Origin of the sequence: Curtobacterium sp. PhB190 (assembly GCF_004365385.1) — a bacterium.
Taxonomy (GTDB): domain Bacteria; phylum Actinomycetota; class Actinomycetes; order Actinomycetales; family Microbacteriaceae; genus Curtobacterium.
Map to the genome: position 1 here is coordinate 383,511 of NZ_SODN01000003.1, position 13,115 is coordinate 396,625.

Annotated in this window: 11 protein-coding genes; 5 read left to right on the plus strand and 6 right to left on the minus strand. The window is 72.0% G+C overall.

What is annotated here, in order from left to right; all coding sequences use genetic code 11:
* Positions 1-48: 48 nt before the first annotated feature.
* Positions 49-1,500, minus strand: coding sequence for a DHA2 family efflux MFS transporter permease subunit (locus EDF47_RS07145; protein ID WP_131877409.1), 1,452 nt, complete (start codon positions 1,498-1,500; stop codon positions 49-51).
* A 76-nt stretch (positions 1,501-1,576) separates the two neighbouring features.
* On the opposite strand from EDF47_RS07145, the gene EDF47_RS07150 reads away from it, so the two are divergent.
* Positions 1,577-2,236, plus strand: a complete 660-nt coding sequence (locus EDF47_RS07150) for a TetR/AcrR family transcriptional regulator (protein WP_134195304.1) — start codon at positions 1,577-1,579, stop codon at positions 2,234-2,236.
* On the opposite strand, the gene EDF47_RS07155 is transcribed toward EDF47_RS07150, so the two are convergent.
* On the minus strand, positions 2,233-3,198 hold the full coding sequence (locus EDF47_RS07155) for an NAD(P)H-quinone oxidoreductase (RefSeq protein ID WP_131877405.1): 966 nt from the start codon (positions 3,196-3,198) through the stop codon (positions 2,233-2,235). The genes EDF47_RS07150 and EDF47_RS07155 overlap by 4 nt on opposite strands.
* Before the next feature lie 114 nt (positions 3,199-3,312).
* Here EDF47_RS07155 and EDF47_RS07160 point away from each other — a divergent pair, with 114 nt between their 5' ends.
* Both EDF47_RS07160 and EDF47_RS07165 read left to right on the plus strand, forming a co-directional pair.
* Positions 3,313-3,723, plus strand: coding sequence for a hypothetical protein (locus EDF47_RS07160; protein ID WP_123936814.1), 411 nt, complete (start codon positions 3,313-3,315; stop codon positions 3,721-3,723).
* Positions 3,723-4,208, plus strand: a complete 486-nt coding sequence (locus EDF47_RS07165; RefSeq protein WP_131877403.1) for a hypothetical protein — start codon at positions 3,723-3,725, stop codon at positions 4,206-4,208. Before EDF47_RS07160 ends, EDF47_RS07165 begins: the two co-directional genes overlap by 1 nt.
* 77 nt (positions 4,209-4,285) lie before the next feature.
* Here the strand turns inward: EDF47_RS07165 and EDF47_RS07170 are convergent, their stop codons facing one another.
* The 4 genes from EDF47_RS07170 to EDF47_RS07185 form a co-directional block, all read right to left on the minus strand.
* A complete protein-coding gene (locus EDF47_RS07170; protein ID WP_131877401.1) occupies positions 4,286-5,164 on the minus strand; it encodes an aldo/keto reductase in 879 nt (292 codons plus the stop codon).
* A gap of 145 nt (positions 5,165-5,309) precedes the next feature.
* The gene (locus EDF47_RS07175; protein ID WP_133938854.1) at positions 5,310-6,557 is read right to left on the minus strand and encodes an FAD-dependent oxidoreductase; all 1,248 of its coding nucleotides are present in this window, start codon (positions 6,555-6,557) and stop codon (positions 5,310-5,312) included.
* A gap of 108 nt (positions 6,558-6,665) precedes the next feature.
* On the minus strand, positions 6,666-7,133 hold the full coding sequence (locus EDF47_RS07180) for a DUF6264 family protein (protein WP_131877397.1): 468 nt from the start codon (positions 7,131-7,133) through the stop codon (positions 6,666-6,668).
* A 10-nt stretch (positions 7,134-7,143) separates the two neighbouring features.
* Positions 7,144-8,016, minus strand: a complete 873-nt coding sequence (locus EDF47_RS07185; RefSeq protein WP_111086303.1) for a CoA ester lyase — start codon at positions 8,014-8,016, stop codon at positions 7,144-7,146.
* A gap of 162 nt (positions 8,017-8,178) precedes the next feature.
* Between EDF47_RS07185 and EDF47_RS07190 the strand changes: the two genes are divergently transcribed.
* Entirely contained in the window at positions 8,179-12,060 is a 3,882-nt protein-coding gene (locus tag EDF47_RS07190) for an ATP-binding protein (protein WP_133938856.1), read from the plus strand.
* Positions 12,061-12,427: 367 nt separating this feature from the next.
* Positions 12,428-13,012, plus strand: a complete 585-nt coding sequence (locus tag EDF47_RS07195; RefSeq protein WP_123936808.1) for a CDP-alcohol phosphatidyltransferase family protein — start codon at positions 12,428-12,430, stop codon at positions 13,010-13,012.
* Positions 13,013-13,115: the final 103 nt, after the last annotated feature.

The window sequence follows — 13,115 nt, forward strand, 5'->3', positions numbered from 1 at the left end:
CACGACGGGAGCCGGGACAGCGGGCGTGGGCCGGGCCTCTCCCCACCGTCACGGCCGGCTCGCCGCTGGCGCGTCGACCCGGAACCGGCGGCGTGGGCCCAGGTCGTCATCGGCGACCACGTCGGGGACGTGGGATCCGCGACCCGCCGGCAGGAACACGGCGACGAGCGCCGAGGCTGCGACGACGGCCGCTCCGACCAGCACGGCGGGCTGTGCCGCGTCGACGTAGCCGGTGGGCGTGAGCTGGCCGCCGGCACCGGTGAACACGGCGGTGAGCACCGCGATGCCGAGTGCGACGCCGATCTCGCGCAGGGTGGAGTTCGCGCCGGAGGCCTTCGCGTGGTCGTCCTGCGGCATCCGCGCGAGCACGGCGGTCGAGATCGGCCCGAACACGGCGCCCATGCCGATGCCGGCGAGCAGGAAGCCGGGCAGGAGGCCTGTGAAGGTGACGTCGGCGGACATCGTGGCGGCGATCCAGAACAGTCCGGCGGACAGGAACGCCATGCCGCCGGCGATGAGCACCCGGGTGCCGACCCGTGGTGCGATGATCCCGGCGAGCGGCGCGACGATCATCGGTGCGAGCGTCCACGGCATCGTCCAGACGCCGGCCTCGAGCGGTGACCGGCCCTGCACCACCTGCAGGAACTGGATCAGGATGAAGACCGACCCGAACGCGCCGAACGAGAACGTCATGGCGACGAGGTTGGCGAGGGTGAAGCTGCGGTCGCGGAAGAACCGGAGCGGCAGGAGCGGTGCGGCCGTCGTGGCCTGGCGGACGACGAACGCGACGAGCAGTGCGCCGCCACCGATGAGGCCGACCAGCACCTCGGTGCTCGTCCAGCCCGCGTCGTTGCCGCGGACGATGCCGAACACGACGCCGAGCACCCCGAGACCCGCGAACACGACGCCGAGGACGTCGGTCCGGACCCGGGCGCCACGGGTGTTCGGCAGGGCGAACAGGGCGAGCGGGATCGCGATCACGCCGACGGGGACGTTGAGCCAGAAGATCGCCTCCCAGCTCCAGCTCTCGACGACGGCTCCGCCGATGAGCGGGCCGAGCGCGACGCCGAGGCCGGAGATGCCGCCCCAGACGCCGATGCCCACGGTCCGCAGGCGGTCCGGGACGCTGCCGACGAGCAGGGTCAGCGACAGGGGCATGATCGCCGCGGCGCCGGCCCCCTCGACCGCGCGCCAGACGATGAGGGCGGTCGGGTCGGTGCTCATCGCCGCGAAGGCCGACGAGACGGTGAAGACGCCGATGCCGGCGATGAACAGGTGGCGGCGGCCGATGCGGTCGCCGAGGCCGACGGCCAGCAGCATCAGGGCGGCGAAGGCGAGCGTGTAGGCGTTGGTGATCCACTGCAGCTCCTCGACCGAGGCGCCGAGGTCGGCGTGCACGGCGGGGAGTGCGCTGGTGACGACGAGGTTGTCGAGCGTCGCCATGAACATCGGGAGGGATGCGGCGGCGATCGCGAGCCACACGGGGATGCGTCGGGACATGGTGTCTCCAGTCGTTGGTAATCCGATGATTACTTGTCTCGACAGACTGTAGTAATCGACTGATAACATGTCAACCATGAGCACGGAGACAGCCGTCCGGATGCCGGCAGCGCAGCGTCGCGCGATGATCCTCGAAGCCGCACGCGGGGTGTTCGGCCGCCAGGGGTACCACGGCACCACCACCGACCAGATCGCCTCGGCGGCGGGCATCAGCCAGCCGTACGTCGTCCGGATGTTCGGGTCGAAGGAAGCGCTGTTCCTCGAGGTCTTCCGCGACACCCTCGGCATCCTGCTCGACGCCTGGCGCGAGACCCTGACGACCCTCGGCCCGGACGACGTGCCGGCGCACGTCATCGGTGAGCAGTTCGTCGACCTCGCTGCCGAGCAGGGCCTGCACACCGTGCTGCTGCAGGGGTTCGTCTCCGGTGCCGAGCCCGCGATCGGTGCGGCCGCACGCGACGGCTTCCTCGAGATCTACCGGTTCCTGCGGGACGAGGCGGGGATCCCGGACGACCAGGTGCAGGGCTTCCTCGGCAGCGGGATGATCTTCGCGATCATGCTCGCGATCGACATGCCCGCACGGTTCGACGAGGACCGCGACGCGGCGGACCTGCTCCGTGCGACGTTCGGCGCGAAGTGCGGGCAGGTACTCGACCTGGTGCGGCCGAGCGCGGCAGACCCGGGCGCAGCGCACCCGGGCGCAGGACACCCGGGCGCAGCCCGCCCACGCGCCTAGAGCGTCAGCAGCACCTTCCCGACGACCTCGCCGTCGCGGACCTTCCGGTGCGCCTCCTCGACCTCGGCGAGCGGCAGGACGGTGTCGATCACCGGGCGGACGCTGCCGTCGGCGACGAAGGGCCAGACGTGCTCGCGGACGGCGGCGACGATCGCGGCCTTCTCGGCGAGCGGCCGGGCGCGCAGGGTCGTCCCGCTGATCGACGCCCGCTTGCGCATCAGCGCGCCGAGGTCGAGCTCGGCGGTGCTGCCGCTGCCCGAGGCGATGACGGCGATGTGCCCGTTGGGTGCGAGGGCCTGCAGGTTCCGCTGCAGGTAGGACGGTCCGACGACGTCGAGCACCACGTCGACACCGACGCCGTCCGTGAACGCGAGGACGCGCTCGACGAAGTCCTCGGTGCGGTGGTCGACCACCAGATCGGCACCAAGGTCACGCGACGCCTGGACCTTGCGGTCACCGCCGCTCGTCGCGATCACCGTGGCACCGAGGGCCTTCGCCCACAGGACGGCGTGCGAGCCCATGCCGCCGGTGCCACCGTGCACGAGCAGGGTCTGCCCGGGGCGGAGCCCGGCGAGCATGCCGATGTTCGAGTACACGGTGCAGGCGGCTTCGGGCAGGCCGGCAGCCTCGACCAGGTCGACCGACTCGGGGACCGGCAGCACCTGCGTCGCGGGAGCCACGACGAGCGAGGCGTAGCCGCCGCCGGACAGCAGGGCGCACACGCGGTCGCCGACGGCCACCGAGGTCACCCCGTCGCCGAGTGCCCGGACGGTGCCGGAGACCTCGAGCCCGAGGATCTCCGAGGCCCCGGGCGGCGGCGGGTAGTTCCCCGCGCGCTGCTGCAGGTCGGCGTTGTTCACCCCGGCGGCGGCGACCTCGATGAGCACCTCGCCCGCGGCGGGCACCGGGTCGGGCAGATCGGTCACGGACATGGTGGTGTCGTCGAACGTGATGGCGCGCATGCCCTCGACGGTACGCCGGGCGGCCGGTCATCCTGTGAGTGCCCCATGTACGCTCGATGACGGATCTGCACCTCATCCGGGGGAGTGCGGACCGATCGAGGGGGACTCTCCACCATGCCGAAGAACAAGTTCATCGCGCTCGCCACCGCCGGCCTCGCGCTCACCCTGCTCGCCGGTTGCTCGACCGGGCCGTCGAAGGCCGACCAGTGCACCCAGTTCGAGAAGACGGTCAAGTCCGCCGCCGAGGGCGTGCAGTCCGAGGCCGCGAACCTCCAGTCCGACCCGGACGCCGCCGTCACGAAGCTCAAGGAACTCGACGAGAAGATCTCCGACGGCGTCGACGACCTGTCCGACGACGCCCTGCAGGACAAGGGCGAGGCGTTCGAGGACGCCTACGGCGACCTCGTCGACCAGATCGAGGACATCGCGAAGGACCCGCAGTCGGCGGACGTCTCGGCGCTCACGAAGTCCAGCACCAAGGTGCAGGACGCCGGCAACGCCTTCCAGAAGGAGTGCAACTCCTGATGCGCCGCACCCTCACCGCGGTGACCACGGCGCTCATCGCCGTGGCGCTGCTGGCGGGCTGCTCCGGCGGCTCGTCCAGCGACGGCGGCTCGTCCGACGACGGCGCCTCGACGGAGACGTCGAAGACGTCCGCGCCGTCGAAGACCTCGGCCGCCGCTCCCGCACAGACGAAGGCCGAGGCGTGCGCCCTGGTCGAGAACGAGCTCAAGTCGTTCATCGCCGAGCAGACGTCGTCCTCGGCGCCGGCGGGCCCCGCTGCGCGGGCGAAGCTGGTCGGCGAGTTCACCGACCGTCTCGACGCGGCGCTGCCGAAGGTCACCAACGACGACGTCCACGACGCCTTCGAGGACTTCACCGAGGACGCGAAGGAGTACGCCTCGGCGCTCACCTCCAGCGGCTCGAGCGACTCCGCCGAGGCGAAGGACGCCCAGACCGACGTGCAGTCCTCGCTGAACGAGGTCTCGGCGGTCTGCCCGAGCAACTAGTCGCCACACCCGGCCCCGACACCACGACGCCCCGCAGCTCCGATCGGAACTGCGGGGCGTCGTCGTCAGGGGTTGCCTCAGACGGCCGCCGGCTGCGACGCGTCCAGACGGGCGACGTCCTCCGGCCGCAGCTTCACGGTCGGTGCGGTCAGCGAGTTGAGGATCGACTGCGGCCGCGACGCCCCGGGGATCGGGACGACCACGTCGCTCTTCTGCAGCTCCCACGCGAGCGCGATGACCTGCGGGGTCACGCCACGGTCGCGTGCGATGTACGCGAAGTCCTCGTAGGCGGTGCCGAGGTCGGCGGCGCTCGCGATGCCACCGAGCGGGCTCCACGGCAGGAACGCGATCCCGAGCTCGTCGCAGAGCTCGAGTTCCGGCTCGCTCGACCGGAACTTCGGCGAGAACTGGTTCTGCACCGAGGCGAGTCGTCCGTCGAGGACCTCGTTGGCCGTCCGGATCTGGTCGGGGTCCGCGTTCGAGATGCCGGCCATCCGGATGACGCCCTCGTCGAGCAGCTCGCCGAGCGCGCCGACGGATTCGGCGTACGGGACCGCGGGGTCCGGACGGTGGAACTGGTACAGGCCGATCGCCTCGACGCCGAGGCGCTTCGCCGACGCCTTCGCCGCCTGCTTCAGGTACTCCGGGTGGCCGTTCTGCGCCCAGGCGCCAGCTTCCGGTCGCAGGTGTCCGCCCTTCGTGGCGAGGAGGATCGACTCGGTGTCGCCGTGGAACTCGCGGACCGCCCGGGCGATGAGCTCCTCGTTGTGCCCCACCTCGTCGTGGGCGGCCAGGTGGTACGCGTCGGCGGTGTCGATGAGCGTGACACCGTTCTCGAGCGCGGCGTGGATGGTCGCGATGGACTGTCGTTCGTCGGGGCGCCCCTCGATCGACATGGGCATCCCGCCCAGACCGATGGCGCTGACCGACACGTCTCCGATGACTCGTTGCTTCATGGCCCCAGCATGCGCCGGGGGTGCGCGGTCGCGCACAGGGTGCGTCGCGCAGTGGTGGTGACCGCCCGCCGACCGGGAGGCCCGTGGCGGCTCCGCCCCGCGCCTCCCGTCCGCCGTCCGGTCCCGTCCACCGCGCCCGCTCCGTTCAGCGGCGCGCCCAGCTCGGCGCGTGCTCCGGCAGCGGCCCGAACGCGATGCCCCGGGCGTAGAGGCTTCGCGACGGCGGCACGTACCGGGCGAGCAGCACGGGCAGCAGGGGTGGCCCGTCCTGCAGCCGTCCGGCGAAGGCCCGCTCGAACACGACACGGTGCAGTACTGCCTGCGCCGACTGGACGATCACTGCCGGCGGCCTCCGACGACGCCGCACCGCGGCCAGCGCACCGTCCAGCCCCGCACCTCGGAGCCCGTGTCGGAGCGCCGACACCAGGATCGCCGCCGTCGCCACGGCGTCCTGCACCGCCAGGTTGATCCCCACCCCACCCGCGGGCGACATCGCGTGCGCCGCGTCGCCGATGCACAGCAGCCCTGGCCGCCACCACCGCCGCAACCGGTCCATCCGGACGTCGAGCACGTGCACGTCGTCCATCGACCCGATCGCGTCGACCCGGTCGGCGAAGTCCGGACGGAGCCGCGCCACCCGCTCCCGGAAGGCGTCGATCCCCTCAGCCCGCAGCGCCGCGTCCGAGCCCTTCGGAGCGAAGTACGCGACCTGGTGGTAGTCGGGCCGCGGGAAGCTCAGCAGCACGTCGTTGCCCGAGAACGCGGGGGTCAGGGCGCTCGCCGCGTCGCCCGACCGACGGGGGAGCCGGAACCACCAGGTGTCGAACGGCACCGGGAACGCCCGCGGCACGAGCCCCGCCGCCCGGCGCAGGACCGAGTTCCGTCCGTCGCACGCGATCACGACGTCGGCGCGGAGTTCCTCGGGTTCGCCGCTGCCGTCGCGCGAGCGGAGGTGGACCCCGGTGACCACACCGTTCTCCTCGATGAGCCCGGTCGCCGCGCGGGCCATCGCGATGTCGAACGACGGTTCCTGCCGGGCAGCGGTCACGAGCAGGTCGAGCAGGTCCCACTGCGGCACCATCGCCACGTGGTCGTACGGGGGATCGAGCCGCGAGAAGTCGCCGAGCAGCAGCCGTGACCCGTCGGGCATGGGCAGGGAGAAGTCGTCGAGCCGTGACTGCGGCAGGGCCCGGAAGCGCTCGCCGAGGCCGAGCTCGTCGAGCAGCCGGATCGTCGAGGCGTGCACGGTGTCGCCCCGGAAGTCACGGTTGAAGTCGTCGTGCTGCTCGATGACGCGCACCGCGATGCCGGCTCGGGCGAGCAGCAGGCCGAGGACGACCCCGGCGGGGCCGCCACCGACCACCGCGACCGTCGCCCGCGACACCGTCACCATGCCGTGGACGCTACGCCCCGTCGGACCCGCGCACTGTGCGCACGCACAACGCGACAGGACACGAGGTGATCACCTCGTGTCCTGTCGGAGAAGTGGTGCGCGACGGGGCTAGGCGCTCGCGGACACCGAGGACGACGCGGTCTCGTCGTCGGCGGCGTTCGCGAAGACGACCCCGCCCCACGTGATCACGGCGATCGCGAGCACGAAGCCGACCGCGGCGATCCACCACGACGACTTCCGACGGATCCACGCGCCGATCGCCAGCACGATCGTGGCGACGCCGATCACGAACGCGCCGCCGACCGCGATGGCCGTGCCGCCGATGTACCCGCCGGGCGAGCACCCGGCCGAGGCATCGCAGGTCGCGGTCGCCGAGATGACCGCGATGATGCCGACGACGGCGGTGACGATCGTCATCACGGCACCGAAGGCCAGCAACAGCACGGTGGAGATCCGGTCGGCGAGCTTCGCCGGCGGGAACAACGTGGTGCCGCTGTGCTCCCAGGCCGCGCGCTGCGGGTCCTGGGGGCCGGGCGAGGACTGCGGCGGACCGCCGGGGACGTTGGACCAGGTCATGGGAGCAGTCCTACCGCGCTTCCACGCCGAACGCCTGTGCGAGCCGCTGGATCTTCTGCGCCCGACCCAGGCGGGGCAGGTCGGAACCGTCGCGGATGACCTTGCCGCGGGCCTCGAAGTCGTCGAGGAAGTCCTGCGCCCAGGCGACGTCAGTCGGCGTGGGGGAGATGACCTCGTTGATGACGGGCAGCTGCTCGGTGTCCAGGCAGAGCTTGCCGGTCAGGCCGAGCGACACCGCGACCTGGGACTGCTCGCGCAGGATCGGGTGCGACGACCCCACCGTCGGGCCGTCGATCGGGCCGGGCAGGTCGCCGACGCGCGAGGCGACGACGAGCTTCGACCGCGGGTACGCCATCGCCAGGGTGTCGGCGCTCGTGCCGGTGTCGCGGCGGTAGTCGCCGGAGCCGAACGCCAGCCGGAACGCGCCCTGGGCCCGCGCGATCGAGACGGACTCCTCGATGCCGAGCGCCGACTCGACCAGGGCGATCACCGGGGTCTGGCCGCCGAGCCGGTGCCACGTGTCGGTGACCTGGGCCGGGGACTCGGTCTTCGCGAGCATCACGCCCTGCAATCCGGGCAGGCCGCGGAGCTCCTCGACGTCGTCGGCCCAGAAGTCGGTCGTGACGTCGTTGATCCGGACCCAGGCCTCGCCGCCTCCGGCCAGCCACGCGGCGACGCCCTGCCGTGCCGAGGGCTTGGCGGCGGGGTCGACGGCGTCCTCGATGTCCAGGATGATCTGGTCGGCGCGGGACCGCTGGGACTTCTCGAACCGGTCGGTCGCGGTGCCGGAGACGAGCAGCCACGAGCGGGAGATCTCGGCGGGGACCGATCGACGCCGGTTCGGCGTGGGGGCGGACGGGGTGGTGCGGTCGTCGATGGCCATGCCCCGTTGGTACCACATCGGACGCGTTGCACCGCAGATCCGACGCGTCACACCGCAGATCTGACGTGCGGTGCGTCCGTCGGAAACCCCGAAACCTCGGTTCATTGCCAGAGAGGGCGCTCGTTCCCGCCTACAGTGTCGGATGTGTGGCGAGCGGACAGGGTGACCGACGGTGAGGACGACGTGAACGACGACGTCCCCGTCGAGGGTGCCCACGAGCGCCCCGACGACGAGCGAGACGACCGCGGTCAGCGCGACCACCGCGACCACCGCGACGAGCGAGACGACCGAGACGAGCAGCAGGACGTGGACGAGGACCGGACCGACGACGAACCGGACCGCACGCTCCGCCCGGAACTGCAGCTGACCAGCCCGCAGGCGATCAGCCTCGGCGATCCCCGGCTGCAGGCGGGCAACGCGGCCGAACCGACGTGGGACGGCTGGCGCGGCCAGCTCACCGGCGTCGGCGGAACGAGCCCGCTCACCCACTTCAGCGACCACCCCCGCGCGCGCATCGAACTGTCGACGACGCACCCGGGCGGCCTCGCCCAGTTCATCACCGGCAAGACCACCCTGCTGTCCAGCCTGATCCGCGACGAGGTGGCGCTCCGTGCCGCCCGCGTCGCCGCCGGCCAGGTCGAGGCGAAGGGCACCGAGCTCGCCACCGTGCGCGGGATCGACGCCGTGAAGCTCGGCATCGGCATGGCCGACTGGAAGCACGGCGACGAGCAGTTCCGCGGCCCGGTGCTCCTGCGCCCGCTGGCGATCCGCCGCCACGGCCGTGACTTCGAGGTCCGGCTCCTCGGCGAACCGGTGCTCAACCCGGGTCTCGCCGACGCCCTGCACGAGCAGTTCGGCGTCATCCTCGACGCGCAGTCCTTCGTGGCGCTCGCGCAGCAGGACGGCTCGTTCACCCCGAACCCCGTCATCGACCGCCTGCGTGGCCTGACCGCGCACATCCCCGGCTTCTCCGTGCACGCCCGGCTCGTGGTCTCCACGTTCGCCGAGGTCGCGACCGGTCTGGTCGAGGACACCGGCGACCTGTCCCACCCCGTGCTCGACGCCCTGGCCGGCAACCCGAGCGCCAAGTGGCAGGTCGAGCAGTCGTACCACCCGGTCGAGCAGACCCCGTCGGACGAGCGCAGCCCGGAGACCGACACCCTGCTGCTCGACGCCGACGACGAGCAGGAGAACGTGATCGCGCAGATCGCGGCCGGCAACTCCATCGTCGTCAAGACCCTGCCCGGCACCGGCGGCACCCAGACGATCGTGAACGCCCTGGGCGGCCTGGTCGCCGCGAACAAGCGCGTCCTCGTGGTGAGCCCGCGCCGTGCGACCCTGCGGGGCATCGCGGCGCGCTTCGGCGAGGTCCAGCTGCCCGGCGTCGCGGTCACACCGTCGACCCTGCGCCGTGACGTCGTCCGTGCCATCGCCCGGAACGAGAAGGCGGCCCGTCCGAACCTGCGCGAGGTCGACGACGCCCTGGTCCGGCTCCGCAAGGTCCTGAAGGACTACCGCGGTTCGCTCACCCGCAAGGACGCCGACTTCGGCGTCTCGGTGCTCGACTGCCTGGTCGAGCTCTCGCGCCTGTCGCTCCTGCCGGTCCCGCCGTCGACGACCGCGCGGCTGTCGAAGCAGTCCGTGGCGTCCATGGTCGAGGGGCGTTCGCGCGTCGCCGAGACGATGGTCAGCGCGGCCAACCTCGGTGAGTTCCGCTACGGCCCCGACGACTCGCCCTGGTACGGCGCGAAGTTCTCCACCAGCGACGGTGCCCAGCGCGCCCACCGCATCGCGAAGGACCTCGACTCCGACGGGCTGCCGACGCTGCTCCGCCGGGCGCACGACCTGGTGAGCTCGACACACATGCGCCAGTTCACGACGATCAACGAGCTCGGCATCTACCTGCGCCTGCTCACCGAGATCCGTGACACCCTCGACCGCTTCCTGCCGGTGGTCTTCGACCGCTCGGTGTCCGAGCTCGTCGCCGCCACGGCCCCGCGTGGCGAGGGCGCTCCGATGTCGTCGACGAACCGCCGTCGTCTGAAGAAGCTCGCTCGTGAGTACGTCCGCCCCGGCGTGCACGTCTCCGACCTGCACGAGGCCCTGACCCGGGTGCAGCAGCAGCGCGTGCTGTGGCAGCGCTACGTCGCCGCCGGCGTGAACCCCGAGGTGCCCACGGGCATCGCGGACGTGCAGGTGCTGTTCTCGAACGTCGCCGAGGACCTCGCGCGCCTCGACGAGCCGCTCGGCCGGACCGAGCGCGACCGGCAGCTCGCGAACACCCCGGTCGACCAGCTCGTCCCCACCATCGCCGAGCTCGCAGCCGAGTCCGACGTCCTGCACAACCTGCAGGAGCGCACCGAACTCATGCAGACCCTGCGCGACCTGCAGCTCGAGCCGCTCATCACCGACCTGGCGAACCGCCACGTGCCGGACCTGCAGGTGCCGGCCGAGCTCGAACTCGCCTGGTGGCAGTCCGCGCTCGAGACGATGCTCGAGTCCGACCGGGCCCTGCTCGGCGCGAACACCGACATGCTCGACCGGGTCGAGGCCGACTTCCGCCTCGTCGACGACGCCCACGCGGCCGGGGTCTCCCAGGGCCTGGCGTGGCAGCTCGCCGAGAACTGGAAGGTCGGACTCGTCGACTGGCCGGAAGAGGCCACGGCGCTGAAGACCCAGCTGCGCGAGGGTGCGATCACCTCGCGGCTGCTCCAGGACTCCGCACCGCACCTGTCCCGGTCGATCGCGCCCGTGTGGCTCGCGAGCCCGTACGAGGTGTCGCAGATCGCCGACACGATGCCGTTCGACACCGTGATCCTGGTCGACGCCGGCGCCGTGACCATCGCCGAGACCGTCGGAGCCGTCCGTCGTGCGCGCCAGACCGTCGTCTTCGGTGACCCGGTCACGCAGACGCCGTCGCCGTTCCGCATCGCCGTCGACCCCGAGCACCGTGCGCTGCAGGTCGACGAGGGCACCCTCGACGCCTTCCACGCCGACTCCGCCCTGGCGAAGCTCTCCACGCTGCTGCCGACCCTCTCGCTCTCGCGGTCGTACCGCGCCGGCGGCGAGGACCTGGCCGAGCTCGTGAACCGTCGCTTCTACGGCGGCAAGATCGAGTCGCTGCCGTGGGCAGGCTCGTTCCTCGGGCACGGCTCGATCGCGCTCGACTACGTCAGCGACGGCAAGGCCGTGCCGGACCCCGAGTCCGGCGCCGTCGAGAGCGTCGACGCCGAGGTGGACCGCGTCGTCCGCCTCGTCATCGACCACGCCCGCACCCGCCCGTCCGAGTCGCTCATGGTCATCACCGCCTCGGCGAAGCACGCCGTGCGCGTCGAGCAGGCCGTGCTGACCGCGGCGCAGGGGCACAAGGACCTGACCGAGTTCGTCATCGGCGACCGCGCCGAGCCGTTCATCGTGGCGACACTCGAGCAGTCGGTGGCGCAGAGCCGCGACCGCGTCGTGTTCTCGATCGGCTACGGCCGCACTCCGCACGGCCGCGTCCTGCGCGACTTCGGTCCGCTCGGCAAGCCCGGCGGCGAGCGGTTGCTCGCGGTCGCGATGACCCGTGCGCGCCGCTCGATGGTGATCGTGACGTGCTTCCAGCCGTCCGACATCGAGGCCGAGCGCATGGGCCACGGCACCGTCGCCCTCGCCGAGATCCTGGCCGAGGTGCGTGCGCGCACCACCGCCGAGTACGTGCCGGACGACTCCGACCCCCTGCTCGTCGACCTGGCCCGCCGACTCGAGATGCGCGGCATCCCGGTCGCGCTCGGACACCGCGGCAAGCTCGGCCTGGTGGCCGCGCACGGCGGGGTCTGCGTCACGATCGAGACCGACGCGTCGCTGGTCAAGGGGTCGCTGCGCGAGTCACTCCGCCTCCGCCCGGAGGTCCTGCGCCGACTCGGCTGGCACTACGTCCGCGTGCACGCGTTCCAGCTGTTCTCCGACCCGGACCGCGTCGCGAACACCGTCGCCGCCGTGCTCGGTGTCGACCGTGGCGCCACGCAGGAGATCTCGATCCCCCCGATCCCCGCCCGCCGGTGAACACGCAAGATCTCGATCCCCGCGTGCCCGCCATCGGCCCCGCACGCCGATGACCGACCGGCCGAGTCGGCGGGCCTCCCGGCCCGCCGGTCCGGTGACGCCGGAGACGGACCAGCTGGTGGGCACGTGGACGCGAGCCGACGACGCGTCGTCAGCCGCGCCTCCCGTGCGGTCAGCGTCTCCGGAACGCGACACGGACGACCTGTCGGGAGGCCCGGTGCGGCGCCGCAGACGCGTCACCACCCAGCCGGTGCCGGGCTCGGACCCCACCCCCGCGCCGGAGCCGGCGCGGCACGGAACCGGCGAGAACGATGTCCGTCTCCGGGCGGACGTCCCGCCCCACTGGTAGCAGGTAGCCTGGCCTGCGATGACTGACACCGTGCGGGAGCGCCCCGACTGGCAGACCTGGCCGAACCTGATCTCGCTGTTCCGGCTGCTGCTGATCCCGGTCTTCGTGTGGCTCGTCGTCGCCGGACACCCGGGCTGGGCGCTCGTCGCACTCGTCGTCATCGGCGTGAGCGACTGGGCGGACGGCTTCATCGCGCGCAAGTTCGACCAGGGCTCGAAGCTCGGCAAGGCGATCGACCCCGTCGCCGACCGACTCGCCATCATCGCGATCGTGCTGTCGCTCGTGCTGACCGGCCTGCTGCCGTGGTGGGTCGTCGCGGTCGTCGTGCTCGTCGACCTGGTGCTCGTGGTGCTGTCGAGCGTGCTGTTCCACGGCAACCCGGACCTCGACGTCACGTGGACCGGCAAGATCCGCTCCGCGCTGCTCTTCGTCGGGCTGCCGGTGCTGCTGTTCTCGGCCGTGCACGCCGTCGACGAGAACGCGCCGTGGGTGCGGGTCGTCGCACTGGTCTTCGTCTACCTCGGCACCGTGGGCCACGTCCTGGCGGGTATCCAGTACGCGACGGCGATGTTCGCCAAGCGCCGAGCGGTCACGGCCGCCTGACGCGCCCCCTGCCGCAGCGTGACGCCGGCTGCGGCCGGTAGCGCACGATCGCGCCCCCGAACGGGCATCGCGCCCCGAAGAGTCGGGGCGCGATGGCCGTGGA

Excerpts from the sequence above, each read along its gene's own strand:
- EDF47_RS07195 (WP_123936808.1), top strand. The coding sequence starts at position 12,428 with ATGACTGACACCGTGCGGGAGCGCCCCGACTGGCAGACCTGGCCGAAC.
- EDF47_RS07160 (WP_123936814.1), top strand. The coding sequence starts at position 3,313 with ATGCCGAAGAACAAGTTCATCGCGCTCGCCACCGCCGGCCTCGCGCTC.
- EDF47_RS07170 (WP_131877401.1), bottom strand. The coding sequence starts at position 5,164 with ATGAAGCAACGAGTCATCGGAGACGTGTCGGTCAGCGCCATCGGTCTG.
- EDF47_RS07145 (WP_131877409.1), bottom strand. The coding sequence starts at position 1,500 with ATGTCCCGACGCATCCCCGTGTGGCTCGCGATCGCCGCCGCATCCCTC.
- EDF47_RS07185 (WP_111086303.1), bottom strand. The coding sequence starts at position 8,016 with ATGGCCATCGACGACCGCACCACCCCGTCCGCCCCCACGCCGAACCGG.
- EDF47_RS07165 (WP_131877403.1), top strand. The coding sequence starts at position 3,723 with ATGCGCCGCACCCTCACCGCGGTGACCACGGCGCTCATCGCCGTGGCG.
- EDF47_RS07150 (WP_134195304.1), top strand. The coding sequence starts at position 1,577 with ATGAGCACGGAGACAGCCGTCCGGATGCCGGCAGCGCAGCGTCGCGCG.
- EDF47_RS07180 (WP_131877397.1), bottom strand. The coding sequence starts at position 7,133 with ATGACCTGGTCCAACGTCCCCGGCGGTCCGCCGCAGTCCTCGCCCGGC.
- EDF47_RS07155 (WP_131877405.1), bottom strand. The coding sequence starts at position 3,198 with ATGCGCGCCATCACGTTCGACGACACCACCATGTCCGTGACCGATCTG.
- EDF47_RS07175 (WP_133938854.1), bottom strand. The coding sequence starts at position 6,557 with ATGGTGACGGTGTCGCGGGCGACGGTCGCGGTGGTCGGTGGCGGCCCC.